Origin of the sequence: Streptomyces sp. NBC_00986 (genome assembly GCF_045162565.1) — a bacterium.
Taxonomy (GTDB): Bacteria; Actinomycetota; Actinomycetes; order Streptomycetales; family Streptomycetaceae; genus Streptomyces.
The window spans coordinates 11,501,484-11,515,547 of sequence record NZ_CP108733.1; the positions used below are offsets into that span (position 1 = coordinate 11,501,484).

The 14,064-nt window shown below is 69.8% G+C and carries 12 protein-coding genes; 2 read left to right on the forward strand and 10 right to left on the reverse strand.

Going from position 1 to position 14,064, the window contains the following annotated elements:
* Positions 1-393 precede the first annotated feature (393 nt).
* The gene (locus tag OG504_RS51885; protein WP_405996157.1) at positions 394-3,153 is read left to right on the forward strand and encodes an AAA family ATPase; all 2,760 of its coding nucleotides are present in this window, start codon (positions 394-396) and stop codon (positions 3,151-3,153) included.
* Positions 3,154-4,129: 976 nt separating this feature from the next.
* On the opposite strand, the gene OG504_RS51890 is transcribed toward OG504_RS51885, so the two are convergent.
* From OG504_RS51890 to OG504_RS51925, 8 genes are all read right to left on the reverse strand, one after another.
* Positions 4,130-5,068: an alpha/beta hydrolase gene (locus OG504_RS51890; RefSeq protein ID WP_405996158.1), complete on the reverse strand. Its 939-nt coding sequence runs from the start codon at positions 5,066-5,068 to the stop codon at positions 4,130-4,132.
* A complete protein-coding gene (locus tag OG504_RS51895) occupies positions 5,065-5,607 on the reverse strand; it encodes a hypothetical protein (protein WP_405996159.1) in 543 nt (180 codons plus the stop codon). The genes OG504_RS51890 and OG504_RS51895 overlap by 4 nt, the downstream gene beginning before the upstream one ends.
* Positions 5,608-5,626: 19 nt before the next feature.
* Complete coding sequence (locus OG504_RS51900) at positions 5,627-6,013, reverse strand: nuclear transport factor 2 family protein (protein WP_405996160.1); 387 nt, start codon at positions 6,011-6,013, stop codon at positions 5,627-5,629.
* Positions 6,014-6,036: 23 nt separating this feature from the next.
* Positions 6,037-7,665, reverse strand: coding sequence for a Na+/H+ antiporter (locus OG504_RS51905; protein WP_405996161.1), 1,629 nt, complete (start codon positions 7,663-7,665; stop codon positions 6,037-6,039).
* Between the two features lie 100 nt (positions 7,666-7,765).
* Positions 7,766-8,149 (reverse strand): DUF2255 family protein, encoded by a 384-nt coding sequence (locus OG504_RS51910; protein ID WP_405996162.1) that lies wholly within the window; start codon positions 8,147-8,149, stop codon positions 7,766-7,768.
* A gap of 261 nt (positions 8,150-8,410) precedes the next feature.
* On the reverse strand, positions 8,411-9,454 hold the full coding sequence (locus OG504_RS51915) for an NAD(P)-dependent alcohol dehydrogenase (protein WP_405996163.1): 1,044 nt from the start codon (positions 9,452-9,454) through the stop codon (positions 8,411-8,413).
* A gap of 56 nt (positions 9,455-9,510) precedes the next feature.
* Entirely contained in the window at positions 9,511-9,903 is a 393-nt protein-coding gene (locus OG504_RS51920; protein WP_405996164.1) for a DUF2255 family protein, read from the reverse strand.
* Complete coding sequence (locus OG504_RS51925; RefSeq protein WP_405996165.1) at positions 9,900-11,306, reverse strand: MFS transporter; 1,407 nt, start codon at positions 11,304-11,306, stop codon at positions 9,900-9,902. The genes OG504_RS51920 and OG504_RS51925 overlap by 4 nt, the downstream gene beginning before the upstream one ends.
* A gap of 188 nt (positions 11,307-11,494) precedes the next feature.
* Between OG504_RS51925 and OG504_RS51930 the strand changes: the two genes are divergently transcribed.
* Positions 11,495-12,403: a helix-turn-helix transcriptional regulator gene (locus OG504_RS51930; RefSeq protein WP_405996166.1), complete on the forward strand. Its 909-nt coding sequence runs from the start codon at positions 11,495-11,497 to the stop codon at positions 12,401-12,403.
* Between the two features lie 25 nt (positions 12,404-12,428).
* On the opposite strand, the gene OG504_RS51935 is transcribed toward OG504_RS51930, so the two are convergent.
* Together OG504_RS51935 and OG504_RS51940 are read right to left on the reverse strand one after the other, a co-directional pair.
* Positions 12,429-13,463, reverse strand: coding sequence for a zinc-binding dehydrogenase (locus tag OG504_RS51935; RefSeq protein WP_405996167.1), 1,035 nt, complete (start codon positions 13,461-13,463; stop codon positions 12,429-12,431).
* A gap of 145 nt (positions 13,464-13,608) precedes the next feature.
* Complete coding sequence (locus tag OG504_RS51940) at positions 13,609-14,022, reverse strand: cupin domain-containing protein (protein ID WP_405996168.1); 414 nt, start codon at positions 14,020-14,022, stop codon at positions 13,609-13,611.
* Between the last annotated feature and the right edge of the window lie 42 nt (positions 14,023-14,064).

The following is a 14,064-nucleotide window of genomic DNA, read 5'->3' on the forward strand; positions in this document are numbered from 1 at the left end:
GGGCCGCGAGGGCGGCGGTTTCCCACCGTGTCGTTCGGGCCTCCTCGTTCCGAGGTTGCGCTCGCGCTCGCCGAGAGGCCGGTGTCGGCAAGAGGAGTCCGGAACGAGATCGCGCAGCCGCCGATCGGGCACACGAGGCCGAACGTGGGTAGGTGCTCAAGTGTGCGGTCCGGCTCCTGATGGAACGGTTGTCCCCAGTCGAACGTGCCGTGTGCGTACTTCGCCAGGCATTCGAATAGCCGTTCGATTGGATCGCCGGCGTGGTGGAGAGCCGTCGGCAGGGTTCTGACGGTGGCCGTCCGGCGATTGTCCGTGCCGCGCGCAGGAGTGCATGATGGGGGCGATCCGAGTTGATCAGGATCGGGCTCTTCTTACCTGTGCGGTGGGTGGTGGATGTCGAGCAGTGTTCCTCGGCGCGGGCTGCGCGGCCGGCGTGGTGAGTGCGGAGCGCTGGACCAGCTGGTGGCCGACACCAGGACCGGTCGGAGCCAGGTACTGGTACTGCGCGGCGAGCCCGGGGTCGGCAAGTCCGCGTTGATGGAGTACCTCGTGGGCAGTGCGACAGGGTGTCAGATCCTCCGGGCCACAGGCGTCGAGTCCGAGATGGAGCTGGCGTTCGCCGGGTTGCACCAGCTGTGCATGCCGGTGATGGGGCAGCTCGATCGCCTTCCCGGCCCGCAGCGTGATGCCTTGGCCGTCGCGTTCGGCCTGCGTGCAGGAAGCGCGCCGGACCGATTCATGGTCGGGCTGGCGGTGCTCAGCCTGCTGGCCGAGGTGGCGGAGGAGCAGCCGCTCGTCTGCGTGGTGGACGACGCCCAGTGGCTGGATCGGGTCTCCGCCCAGACGCTGACCTTCGTCGCGCGCCGACTGCTCGCGGAGCGGGTGGCACTGGTCTTCGCGGTGCGCACGTCGACGCTTCCTCGGGGGGACAACCCGTGGGCGGCGCTGAACGAGCTGGTGGTTCGGGGTCTGCGTGACGACGATGCGCGTGCGCTTCTGGACTCGGTGGTCCCCGGGCGGTTGGACGAACGGGTCCGGGACCGGATCGTCGCCGAGACCCGCGGCAACCCGCTGGCCCTGCTGGAACTGACGCGGGGATTGACCACGACAGAGCTGGCAGGCGGATTCGGGCGTCCGGACACCCGGCCGCTGGCGAGTCAGATCGAGCAGAGTTTCCTGCGGCGCATCACGTCGCTCCCGGACGCGGCGCAACGGCTGCTGTTGGTGGCGGCGGCCGAGCCGGTGGGGGACGTGCCGCTGCTGCGGCGGGTGACCGAGCGGCTCGACATCGGGGCGGACGCCGCGGGGGAGGCCGAGCGGGCGGGACTGATCGAGTTCGGGGCACAGGTACGGTTCCGTCATCCGCTGGTGCGCTCGGCGGCCTATCGCGCGGCCGACCCAGGGGTGCGCCGGGACGTGCATCGTGCACTGGCCGAGGCGACCGACCCTGAGTTCGACTCGGATCGCCGAGCCTGGCATCGTGCCCACGCGGCGGTCCGACCCGACGAGGCCCTGGCGGGCGAGCTGGAGCGCTCGGCAGCCAGGGCCCAGGCCCGCGGCGGTTTCGCGGCGGAGGCCGCGTTCCTGAGGCGCGCGACAGAGCTGACGCCCGATCCAGCCGTACGAGGAACGCGAGCGGTGGCCGCGGCGCAGGCCACCTTCGAGGCCGGGGCTCCCGACACGGCGCTGGACCTCCTCGCCGCCGCGGAGATGGGGCCGTTGGACGAAGCCCAGAGCGCGCGGCTGATCCGGTTGCGCGCCCAGATCGTCTTCGCGCGCAGGCGCGGTGGTGAGGCTCTGCCGTTGCTGCTCGACGCGGCCGGCCGACTGGAGGGGGTCGACGACGCACAGGCGCGTGAGGCGTACCTCGAAGCACTCGGCTCAGCGGTCGTCGCTGGCCGCCTGTGCGGACATGGCGGGGTGCGGGCGGTGGCCGAGGCCGCCCGCGCCGCACCGCGCGGCCCGCAGCCTCCCCGGCTGGCTGACGCACTGCTCGACGGCCTGGCGACGCGCTTCGTCGAGGGCTACGTCGAAGGCGCGTCGCTGTTGAGGCCCACGCTGCGGGCGCTCCGGCAAGCCGCCGGACGCGACAAGGACGACGTCATGCGCTGGCTCTGGCTGACGTGGCTGGTCGCCGGCGACCTGTGGGACGACGAGACCTGGCACGAACTGACCACGCACGCGGTCCGGGCGGCCCGCGAGACCGGTGCTCTCAATTTCCTTCCGCTGGCCCTCTGCTACCGGGCGGTCGTGCATGTGCACGCCGGAGAGTTCGACCTTGCCGCGGCTTTGATCGACGAGTCCGACACTCTCACGGAGGTGACCGGCAACTCGCGCCTCGGGTACCCCATGGCTCTGCTCATGGTCTGGCGCGGCGATCTCCGGGCGCTGGAGGTGATCGAGGCCGGCACCCGCGACGGGACCGCTTGGGGCGAGGGGCGGACGATCGGTCTGCGCTCGTACATGTTGGCGATTCTGTACAACGGCCTCGGCCAGTACCAGGACGCCCTGGCCCACGCCGAAGAGGCCGGGGAGTACGAGGATTTCGCGGGCACCGGATTCTCCTTCGTCGAGATAGTCGAGGCGGGCGCTCGCAGTGGCGCCCCCGAGACGGCCGAGGCGGCCCTGCGCCGCCTTGAGGAACAAGCCGGCGCCGCCGGCACGGACTGGGCCCTTGGCGTTCTGGCCCGGTCGAGAGCCCTGCTCTGCGACGGCCCAGCCGCCGACCCGCTGTACCGCGAGGCCATCGAGCGCCTCCAGCGCAGCCGGGTCACCGTCCATCTCGCGCGCACCCATCTGGTGTACGGCGAGTGGCTACGCCGTGAGAACCGGCGAATCGACGCGCGCGAGCAGCTTCGCATCGCCTACGACATGCTGCACGGGTTCGGGGCGAGCGCTTTTGCCGAGCGCGCCCGTCGCGAACTCCTGGCCACCGGCGAGTCGGTACGGCAACACGCGGCCGACGTACGTGACGCACTCACCGCGCAGGAAGCCCAGATCGCCGGACTGGCCGCCCGCGGAAAGACGAACTCCGAGATCGGCGCCGAGCTGTTCATCAGCCCCCGCACGGTGGAATGGCACCTGCACAAGGTGTTCACCAAGCTCGATGTCAACTCGCGGAACAAGCTCCGCTCAGCGCTGGATCGAGCCTGACGGCCGGGAGTTCATCCGTCGAAGTCGGTAACGTCGCGACCGGGTTCAGCGCGCCGCCGGGCGGGTGCGGCGGTAGGTGGCGGTCGTACGGGAGCGCACGTGAGGTCGGAGACGGCCGGCCAGCCGGTGGCGAGGAAGGCGTTGGCAGATTCGGACGCTGCCTACGAGTATTCGCCGGGTCGCTGCGCTCATGATCGGGCGGCTCGCGAGGTGATGTTCTCCGGTGCCAATTGGTCTGCGACTGGTCCGGGTGGAATGCGACGGAACGCCGTGGAGTAACGAGAACAATCCAAACCGTTACGTTGTGTGGCGGTCGTGTCGGGTTGCCCGGAGCGCAACGATGCCTCCGGGCAACCGACTTCAGGCTCTAGAAGAAGCCCGGCTTCTTCGGCGAGTACAACACCAAGAGGTTCTTGGTCTGCTGGTGGTACACGAGTCCAACTGCTCCTGAGCTGCAGAAACGAGTGAAATTGCCTGACGGGAGGCGAAGTTGGTCTGCTCCTGGTCCGGATCTTGGCGGGTTGGGGCCTTCTTTCACAAACAGAGGCCCTGCGCTTGAGCGCGTCGGAAGTCCCCGGCATCGGGACTGTCCCTGTGGGTGTGGAGAGCAGCGGGTCACGCCGAACGGCGACGCCGTGGTCAAGGGACCAATCCTGCGGGTGCGGGGAACGGACTCGCTGACCTGCAGTGTCGTGAATGCCGAGCGTGGTCCCGAGGGGCTTTCACCGAGTCGGTCATTTCGGTCATGGAGTGTGGATCTGCCGGTTGTTGGTCGTCAACTCGTAGGCCGACGGCGGGTTGTACACCGGCAGCCAGCTGGCGTGTGGGGCTGGGTGATTCCGGTCGCGACGGGGTTCGGCGACGTCGGACGAACGCGACCTCCGGTCGTGATCGACCAGGGGGCCGACCACCAGCGCCGGGGGTCGCGCCCGCCTCGCGACGCACCAGCTTTCGCGATCCGCTTGGATCCTTCGGATCAGAGGTGCTTGGTGTAGAAGTCCGTCAGCTTCGAGACGACCTGCGGGACGAACTCCGGCTTGTCGTACAGGTCGATGTGGGTGGCGCCGTCGATGACGAACACCTCCTTGGGCTCCTTGGCCTGGGCGACGGCCTCCTTGCTGGAGTAGAGGGTGTCCGCATGGGAGCCGGCGATCATCAGCAGCGGCCGCGGCGAGATCGACTCGACGTGGGTGAAGGCGTCGAACGCCATCTGCTTGTCCAGGCTGGTGAAGACGTACTTGCCGGGCGAGTTCGGGTGCTGCCCGCGGGGAGTGCAGTAGTAGTCGTAGCCCTCGCGGTACAGCTCCGGAGTGGCCTCCGTGATCTCGTCGGCGGACGCGGGCACGAAGTTGATCATGCGGTGGGGGTCGCCCGCCTCCTCCTTCGTGCGCTGCTCGCCGATCTCCCTGAGCCGCTGCACGCGGAATTCCTCGGAGAACAGCCCACGCGGCACGCCCTCGCGGCGGGCCGAGCCGACGTCGAACGCGCTGACTGTGCCTACGGCCTTGATCCGTGCCTCGGTCTGCGCCGCGTTGACGGTGTAGCCGCCGCCCGCGCATATGCCCAGGGCGCCGATGCGGTCCTGGTCCACCTGGGGGTGGTTGCTGAGGTAGTCGACGGCGCGGCGGATGTCTTCGACGCGGTCGCCGGGGACCTCGTACAGGCGCGGCTCGCCGCCGCTCTCGCCGTAGTGGGAGGCGTCGTAGGCCAGGGTGATGAAGCCCTGTTCGGCGAGCCTCTCGGCATACAGGCCGGAGGTCTGCTCCTTCACGCCGCCGAAGGGGTGGGTGGCGACGATGGCGGCATAGGTCCTGCTTTCGTCGAAGCCCGGAGGCAGGAAGAGATTGCCCACGACCTGGTGCGTGCCGTGCGGGAAGCTGACCTTCCGAGTGGTGACGGCGTCGTTCTGGGTCATCGGGACAGGCCCTTCTCGGCGAGGAAGTCGGAGATCTGGTCGGCGATCTGGATGTTGTTGAGGTCGGAGAAGAGGAAGTGTGAGTTGCCGGTGATGCCGGTCTCCGGGAGGTGGACGAGGGTGGCGTCGCCGCCGTGGCGGTTGAGGGCGTCGACGAAGAGGCGGGCCATCGCGAGCCGGACGCGCCAGTTGTCCCGGCCGGCGATGTCGGTCGGCTCGGTCGGGATGTTGTCGCCGTAATAGACGACGATCGGGATCTTCGTCAGCCGCTGGAAGTCCTTCAGCGGCACGGCCTCGCCCGCGAGGGTGCCCGCGGAACTCGGCATCGGGTCCGGCACCTCGCCCGCCGGGAAGACGAAGCCGCTGCCCGGCTCCAGCGCGACGACCGCCTTGATGTTCCTGTTCCTCATCGTCGCGTCCCAGCCGAAGCCGCCGGCGTGCGAGTGGGTGACGAGGATGCCTGCGCCGATCTCGTCGAAGAGCGCCGAGACGCCGTTGGCGAGGACCTCGCCGTCGATGGGGCCGGTGTCGGGGAGCATCGACCGGGCCCCTCACCTGCTACCAGGTCGTGGCCACGGAGCGCAGCGCGATCCACGTGTCGCCGTCGCGGGCGTAGTCCATGGTGAATTGCAGCGGCCAGTCGGCGTGGGTGCCGTAGACCGTCGCCTCGGTGACGATGCGGCCGACGAGGCGGGCAGAGTCGCCCTCCACGTCGACGGTGACGTTCTTCTCGGTCACGCGGTGGTAGACGAACTGGCCGGCCCGTATCTGCGAGAGCCACTCGGCCTTCGGCTGTTCGTACCCGGTGATGTGCGTGAGCGTGAAGCGGTCGTCGAGCAGGTCGTCCAGGGCGTCCGTGTCGCCGTCGGTCATCGCCCGCAGATGGGCTCGGTAGGCCGCGAGGATTTCTTCGCGGGCGCTCTCGTCGGGTGACGGTGCGGGCATGGTGGCTCCTGTCCTGGTGGGGGTCACTCGGCGGCTTGGCGTCGGGACAGCCGTACTTCTTCGATGTCGAGATGACGCTGGACCTGGCGCAGCACCGTGTCGTCGATCTCGTGGTCGTCACGGAGGCGGAGCACAGTGGCACGTTTGTGGGCGAGGAGGGCCAGGCGCAGGGCGGTGTAGTGCCAGTGGTGGCGCAGGACGTCTTCGTCGTCGGCGGTCTCGCCGCCGCCCGCGCGGACGACGAGCAGGTGCGACTCGTACTCCTGACGCATGCGCTCGGTGACCGCCGGGTCCGTGTCCAGTTCCTCGGCGAGTGTGGAGAGGGCTTTGAGGGCCTCCTCGGTGGCGGTCGTCTCCGCGAGGAAGCGCTCCTCCTCCACCGAGGTGTCGTGGGGCAGCCGGGCCCAGCGCACCACGGCGGGCAGCAGCAGGCCCTGGACCATGAGCGTGGTGACGATGACTCCGGAGGTGCCGAAGACGATCGTGTCGCGGGCGGGGAAGGGGGCGCCCGAGTCGAGCGTCGTCGGCACCGACAGGGCCACGGCCAGTGAGACCGCGCCCCGGAAGCCGGCGATCGAAGTGACCACCCTCGCGCGGTAGTTCATCCGCCGCAGGCGCTGCTGCGGGCGGCGGTCGAGGAGGCGGATCAGGTACGGGAAGGTGAAGTTGAAGGCGAAGCGCGCCGCGACCACCACGCCGGAGACCGCCCCGACAGCGATGAGGGCATGGGTGAGGTCGCTGCCGTGCAGTTCGCGCACGGCCGCCTGTGCCTGCAGGCCGACCAGGACGAACAGGGAGCCGTTGAGCAGGAAGGTGGCCAGCGACCAGAACTCCTCCGCCTGGCGGCGCATCGCGGCCCCCGCCACCCGCGGCCCGGCCTGGCTCATGATCAGCCCTGCCACGACGGCCGCGAGCACGCCGGAGGCTTCGATCAGTTCGGCGAGCAGGTATGCCGTGAACGGGGTGAGGATCATTGCCACGTTGCCCAGCAGCGGGTCGTCGAAGACCCGGCGCGCCCTGATCACCAGCCACGCGACCAGTGCTCCGGCCGCGGCTCCGCCGACGTAGGAGAGGGCGAACAGCCAGGTGACGTGCGGGACGGTGAAGTGCTCCTCGCCGACCGTGATGCCGACGGCCAGCCCGTAGACCACCAGCGCGGTGCCGTCGTTGATGAGGCTCTCGGCGCGCAGCAGGGTGACGTTGCGGCGGGGCAGCGCTTTGGCGAGTACGCCGACGGCGGTCGCGTCGGTGGGGGCCACGGCCGCGCCCAGCACCCACGCCGGGCCCCAGGCCAGGCCCAGTTGGTGCGCCACTGCTGCCACCGCGCCGGCGGTGCCGATGACCAGCACGGTGCTCATCAGGATGATGCCGCGCAGGTCCCGGCGGATCTCCCGCAGCGAGGTGGTCAGGCTCTCCCAGTACAGCAGCACCGGAAGAAAGATGAGCAGGACGGCTTCCGGCGGCAGCTCCACCTCCCGCAAGGCGGGCACGAAGCCGAGCAGCGCGCCGAGGACGAGCAGCACGACCGGCGGGGCGATTTGATAGCGGTCGCCGGCGGCGTTGCCCAGGAGCACCGCCAGACCGAGGACCACGACGAGTTCGAGACCGATCACGGCATGTCTCCCGGTCGGCTCGGGGGTCGTACGGCCCACCGCACAACATCGTGGGGACCTTGCTCGCCCTTGGTCGGGGCGCAGTGCGCAGCGGCCCCAGGGGCGCTGACGGTGAACATCGTTCCTCTCCCGCGGCCGGTCAGTGAGGCAGGAGCCGCATGGTCGTCGAGCCCGCGGTGGAACTCGTGATGCGCTGGATGGTGTTGGCCGAGTAGCGGCCGTACTTGGTCCGGTAGGCGGCGTCGACCGCGGCGTTGATGTCGCCGTCGACGTCCACGAACGCCACGTCCTTCTCGACCCCGCCGGTCTCGATACGGCCCTCGTGGCAGGCCCGGGTGCCGCGGAACCAGGCCGAGGTGGGGCCGTTCACGGAGCGGACGTAGATGTCGTCGCCCACGCGCACGACCCAGATGGTGCGCGGGCCGCTCAGCTCGCCGTCCCGGCGCCGGGAGGCGATGTCCAGTTCCTCGGCCGATCCGACCCGGTCGAGTTCGTCGTCGGTCCAGGGGGCGGTGGTGGTCATCCGTTCATCTCCTCGGTTCTCGTGCGGCTGTGTCTGCGGGGCGGGCATGGGACACGGGGAGGCGGACTTCTGCGGGTGCGGGAGGGTCTTCGACGAGCATCGAGCCTGGTCACCGTCCTCGCACCACGGCAGACCGTGCCATGCCGGGAATCGACGTTCCAGGGTGTGTCAGGCCCCCTCACGCGGCACCCCGTACGAGGGCTTCGGGGGCGCGGCTCCTCCTACGGGGCGGTCTCAGGTCGACGTGACCGTGGCCGTGGGTCAGACCAGCGTCGAGGTGTCGATCACGAAGCGGTAGCGCACGTCGGAGGCGAGGACACGCTCGTACGCCTCGTTGATCCTGTCTGCCGGGATGACCTCTATCTCGGAGCCGATACCGTGCTCGGCGCAGAAGTCGAGCATCTCCTGGGTCTCGCGGATGCCGCCGATCAGGGAACCGGCGTAGGAGCGGCCGCGCATGATCAGCGAGAACACGTTGAGCGACAGTGGCTCGGCGGCGGCGCCGACGTTGACCAGGGCGCCGTTCACGGCCAGCAGGCCGAGGTAGGCGTCGAGGTCGAGCTTCGCGCTGACCGTGTTGATGATCAAGTCGAAGGTGCCGGTCAGCTGCTCGAAGGTCGCCGGATCGCTGGTTGCGTAGTAGTGGTCGGCGCCCAGGCGCAGGCCGTCGTCCACCTTCTTCAGCGACTGGGACAGCACGGTGACCTCGGCGCCCATCGCGTGCGCGAGCTTCACGGCCATGTGGCCGAGTCCTCCGAGACCGATGACGGCGACCTTCTTGCCCGGGCCCGCGCCCCAGCGGCGCAACGGGGAGTAGGTGGTGATGCCCGCGCACAGCAGCGGAGCGGCCTCGTCGAGGTCGATGCCGTCGGGGATCCGTACGACGAAGTCCTCGGTCACCACGACGTGGGTGGAGTATCCGCCCTGCGTGATGGTGCCGTTCTTGTCGACGGAGCCGTAGGTGAGGGTGTTGCCCTTGAGGCAGTACTGCTCCTCGCCCTTCAGGCAGGACGCGCACTCGCGGCAGGAGTTGACCATGCAGCCGACGCCGACCCGGTCGCCGACCGAGTGCCGGGTGACCTCGGCGCCGACCTCGGTGACCACGCCGGCGATCTCGTGGCCGGGGATCAGGGGGTAGGTCGACGGGCCCCATTCGCTGCGGGCGTTGCTGATGTCGGAGTGGCAGATGCCGGCGAACTCGATCGCGATGAGGACGTCGTGCGGGCCGACGTCACGGCGCTCGACGGTGGTCGGGACGAGGGGTTCGGTGGCGGCTGTGGCGGCGTATGCGTTGACGGTGAGCATGGTTTCTCCGGTCTGATGGTTCTGGTTCAACTGCCGTTGTCTGTAAGGGAATTCGGTCAACGTGGTTCGAGTCGCATCGTGGTGGAGCCCGCCTCGGGGCTGGTGATGGCCTTGATGATGTACGCGGCGTAGTGCCCGTACTTGGCCCGGTAGGCGGTGTCCACGGCGGCGTTGACCTCGTCGTCGGCGTCGATGATCGTGACGTCCTTGGCGACCCCGCCGGCCTGGATACGGCCTTCCTGGCGAGCCCGGGTGCCGCGGTACCAGTCGGAGCCGGGGCCGTTGACGGAACGGACGTAGATGGCGTCTCCGACACGGACCACCCAGATGGTCCGCTGGCTGCCCAACTCGCCGCCGCGCCGCAGGGAGGCGATCTCCAGTTCCTCCGCGCGTCCGATGCCGTCGAGCTCCTGGCCCGTCCAGGCCGATGTCGCCGATGTCGAGGTCATGAGGTCCTCTCCTCGAGGAGTACGGAGGCCGCCGCGGTCAGGGCCACGAGGAGCGCGGCGATCAGGAGGCTGGTGCGCAGCCCGTGCAGGAAGTGCGTGTGATTGGAGACCAGAGCGCCGAACACGGCCACGGACAGGGCGCCGCCGAGCTGGCGGGAGGCGTTCAGCACGCCGCTCGCGGTGCCGGCGCGCTGGGCGGGAATCCGGTCGAGGAGCAGTGAGGTCACCGCCGGTACGGCGAGGCCGCCGCCGGTGCCGACCGGGATCATCAGCAGGACCAGCAGCCAGGCGGGTGCCGACGCCGACGGAACACACAGCGCCACCAAGCCCGCGGTCATGAGGATCTGCCCGGTGATGATCGGCGTGCGCGGTCCGAATCGCGCGGCGAGCCGGGCGGCGGTCGGGCTGACGACCGCGGTCAGCAACGTCATCGGCAGGAACGCCAGCCCGGTGGCCATCGGCGAGAGGTCCTGTTCCTGCTGGAGGTACAGGCCGAGCAGGAAGATCATCCCGTAGAAGCCGACGTTGAGCGCGAACCCGATGGTCGCCGAGAGCGCCATCGTCCGGGCGCGCAGAAGTTCCAGGGGCACCATCGGGTGACGGCCGCGTGCTTGGGTTACCAGGAAGACCGCACCCGCCACCACAGCCACCGCGAGGGCGAGCAGCACGCGCGGTGCGCCCAGGCCGACGGCACCGGCCTCGATCGCTGCGTAGGTCAGGCCGCCCATCGCCGCCACCGCGGCCATCTGTCCGGTCCAGTCGAACGGAGCGTCCGCCCGGCGGGGGGAGCGGGTGGTCCGGGTGAGCAGGAACAGTGCCAGTACGCCGACGGGCAGATTGACGAAGAAGATCATCCGCCAGCTGAGTTCACTCAGTACACCGCCCAGCACGGGCCCGGCCGCGGCGCCCACCGAGCCGCCCATCGCCCACACCGAGATCGCCCGGGCACGCGCGGCCGGGTCGGGGAACGCTTCGCGGATCAGCGCGAGCGAGGCCGGCACGATCACCGCGGCACCCGCGCCCTGCACCAGCCGCGCCACGATCAGCACGCCCAGGTTGGGTGCGAAACCGCAGGCCGCCGAGGCGACGGTGAACACCACGAGCCCCGCCCCGAACGCCTGCCGCGCACCGATCCGGTCGGTCACCGACCCCGCGGACAGCAGCAGCGCGGCGAACATCAGCGTGTAACCGTCCACCACCCACTGCAGTCCCGTCATCCCGCCGCCGAAACCGCGCCCGATCTCGGGCAGCGCGACGTTGACGATCAGGGCGTCGAGCGTCATCACGAAGAAGCCGAGCAGCGCGGCCGCCAGGGCCCACCGGGCACCGTTCGCGGTGCGGGGCTGCCCGGCGGCGGTATCGGCTGACGTCGAAGGCTTGTCCGATGCGACAGAACTGGACACGGGTGGATCTCCTGATGAGGAAACGAGTGGTTGGTGCGGAACGGGTTCTTCAGACCGTCATCCAGCCTGCGTGCCGGACGTCTCGCGTGGCAGGCCGAGCTGTGCCGGGGAGCGCTGTTCGGGGGTGTGACAGGGCCCCCCAGGTCCAGCCCGTGGATCGGTCCTGACCGCCCTGACACACTGGCTGCATGGCACGTGAGCAGCGCAACGGCAGTGACGGCACCGAACTGGGGCGTTTCCTGCGCGCTCACCGCACCCGGGTGACACCCGAGCAGGCCGGTCTCAAGGCCGGTCCCGGCCTGCGGCGCACGCCGGGGCTGCGCCGTGAGGAGCTGGCCACCCTTGCCGGCGTGAGCATCGACTACTACACGCGCCTGGAACGGGGCAAGGAGTCCCACCCCAGCCCGTCCGTCGTCGACGCGCTCGCCCGTGTGCTCTTGTTGGACGAGCACGCCCACGAGCACCTGCGGGATCTCGCGGTGTGCGCCGCCCGTCCCACCGCGGCCGAGCCCCCGGCGGCGCCCACCTCTTCGGCGGGGCCCGGGGTCGGGTTGCTGCTGGATAGCCTGCGGCCCCACCCCGCGGTCGTGGTCAGCCGCACGATGGACCTGCTCGCGTGGAATCCGGGCGGGCTACGGCTGTTCGTGGGGATGGAGCAGTGGCCGGTGGAGAAGCGGAACGTCGCGCGCTGGATCTTCCTCAACCCCGGCGCCCGCACCGTGTTCGACCATTGGGACGAGCAGATCCGCGCGTGCGTGGGGCGTCTGCGCGCCCTGGCCGGCACCGACCCGGATGCTCCGGACCTCGTCGGGCTGGTCGGCGAACTCCTGGCCGAGAGCCCGGAGTTCGTACAGCTCTGGGACCGCTACGACGTACGGGCGCACACCCACGGCCGCAAGACCTTCCACATCCCGGACGTCGGCACCCTCACCCTCGACTATCAGTCCATGCAGTTGGAAGGCTTCCCCGGTCACCGGATGGTCGCCCACTACGCCGAGCCCGGCACCCCCGACCACGACAAGATGGTCCTGCTGGACATGGTCGCCACCGGGTCGGACGGGCCGGACGCCGAACCCGCCGAAGAGAAGCGGAACTGACGGCCGACGGGGTCTCTCGACCGGGTCAGGGCTGGATCAGGACCTTCAGAGCGGTCCGGTCGGCCATGGCCCGGTAGCCGTCCGGTTCGCCATCGAAGCCGACGGTGTGATCGAAGACCCGGCCGGGATCGACCGTGCCGTCGAGGATGTCGGGCAGCAGTTCCTCGATGTAGGCGCGGGCCGGGGCGGCGCCGCCGGTGACCGTGATGTTGCCCATCATCGATTCGAACCCGAGCGGGATCTCGGTGTACTGGGCGACACCGAGCCGGCTGATCACACCGCCGTGGCGGACGATGCTCAGCGCCGTGTCCATCGCCTCCGTGGCACCGACGGCCTCGATCACCGCGTGCGTGCCGTCGCCGCCGGTCAACTCCCGGACGCGCTCGACGCCTTCCTCGCCGCGCTCGGGCACGATGTCGGTGGCGCCGAAGTCGCGGCCCAGGTCGGTACGGTCCGTGTGCCGACCCATGAGGATGATCTGCTCGGCGCCGAGCCGTTTGGCGGCCAGTACGGCGCACAGTCCGACCGCGCCGTCACCGATCACGGTGACGGACTTGCCGGGGGCGACCCGGGACGTCACGACTCCGTGGTGGCCGGTGCAGTACACGTCGGACAGGGTCAGCAGGGACGGCAGCAGAGCCGAGTCCTCGGCCACCGGCAGTTTCACCAGCGTGCCCTGCGCCTGCGGCACGCGGACCGCCTCGCCTTGGCCGCCGTCCACGCCGTTCGGTCCCCACTGGCCGCCGTGACGGCAGGAGGTCTGCAGGCCTTCGCGGCAGAAGTCGCAGGTGTTGTCCGCCCAGACGAAGGGTGCGACCACCAGGTCACCGCTCGTCAGCCCGGACACGTCGGAGCCGACGTCCTCGACCACGCCGAGGAACTCGTGGCCCATGCGTCGGCCCTCCTCGGAGGCGGGCATCGAGCCGTACGGCCACAGGTCGCTGCCGCAGACACAGGAGCGCACGACGCGTACGACGGCGTCAGTGGAGTTCTGGATCTTCGGGTCGGGCACGTTCTCGACCCGGACGTCGCCGGCGCCGTACATCACTGTTGCTCGCATGAGCCTTCTCCCAGGGTGCGATGGTGCTGATCAGAAATAGCGGCCTCCCGTAGGCACGGGAAGCGCATCGAGTTCGGCGACGTCTGCGCCGCTCAGCTCGGCACCCGCCGCCCTTGCGTTGTCCGCCAGGTAGGGGGTTCGCCGTTCAGCGGGTGCTGCTGCTCGGCGCGTTGTACTCGGCGTCCTCGACCTTCTCCAGCCAGGTCGTCTCCGGGCTGCCGTCGCCCGCGCCTTCCCACATCGCGAGGTGGGTCATGAAGCGGTCGGAGGTCGCACCGTGCCAGTGCTCCTCGCCCGGCGGTGTGTGGATCGTGTCACCGGGGTGAGCCTCGATGACGGTGCCGTCGCGCGTGCCGATCAGGGCGGGGCCGGAGACGATGTGCAGGGTCTGACCCATGACGTGCGAGTGCCAGTCGGTGCGCGCGCAGGGCGAGAAGCGCACCATGTTGGCGCGCATCCGTGAGGGTTCCTCGCCGGCGTGGATCACGTCGAACCAGACGTCCCCGGTGAACCAGTCGGCGGGTGCCTTGACGGTGGGCTGCTTCTTCAGGATTTCCAACGCTCTGCTCCTTGCTGTCCTCGACGATGTCCTTGAGTTGCA

Coding starts and splice junctions, on each gene's coding strand:
- OG504_RS51910 (WP_405996162.1), bottom strand. CDS start 8,149: ATGACCACCACCGCCCCCTGGACCGACGACGAACTCGACCGGGTCGGA.
- OG504_RS51885 (WP_405996157.1), top strand. CDS start 394: ATGTCGAGCAGTGTTCCTCGGCGCGGGCTGCGCGGCCGGCGTGGTGAG.
- OG504_RS51930 (WP_405996166.1), top strand. CDS start 11,495: ATGGCACGTGAGCAGCGCAACGGCAGTGACGGCACCGAACTGGGGCGT.
- OG504_RS51935 (WP_405996167.1), bottom strand. CDS start 13,463: ATGCGAGCAACAGTGATGTACGGCGCCGGCGACGTCCGGGTCGAGAAC.
- OG504_RS51895 (WP_405996159.1), bottom strand. CDS start 5,607: ATGCTCCCCGACACCGGCCCCATCGACGGCGAGGTCCTCGCCAACGGC.
- OG504_RS51890 (WP_405996158.1), bottom strand. CDS start 5,068: ATGACCCAGAACGACGCCGTCACCACTCGGAAGGTCAGCTTCCCGCAC.
- OG504_RS51900 (WP_405996160.1), bottom strand. CDS start 6,013: ATGCCCGCACCGTCACCCGACGAGAGCGCCCGCGAAGAAATCCTCGCG.
- OG504_RS51920 (WP_405996164.1), bottom strand. CDS start 9,903: ATGACCTCGACATCGGCGACATCGGCCTGGACGGGCCAGGAGCTCGAC.
- OG504_RS51915 (WP_405996163.1), bottom strand. CDS start 9,454: ATGCTCACCGTCAACGCATACGCCGCCACAGCCGCCACCGAACCCCTC.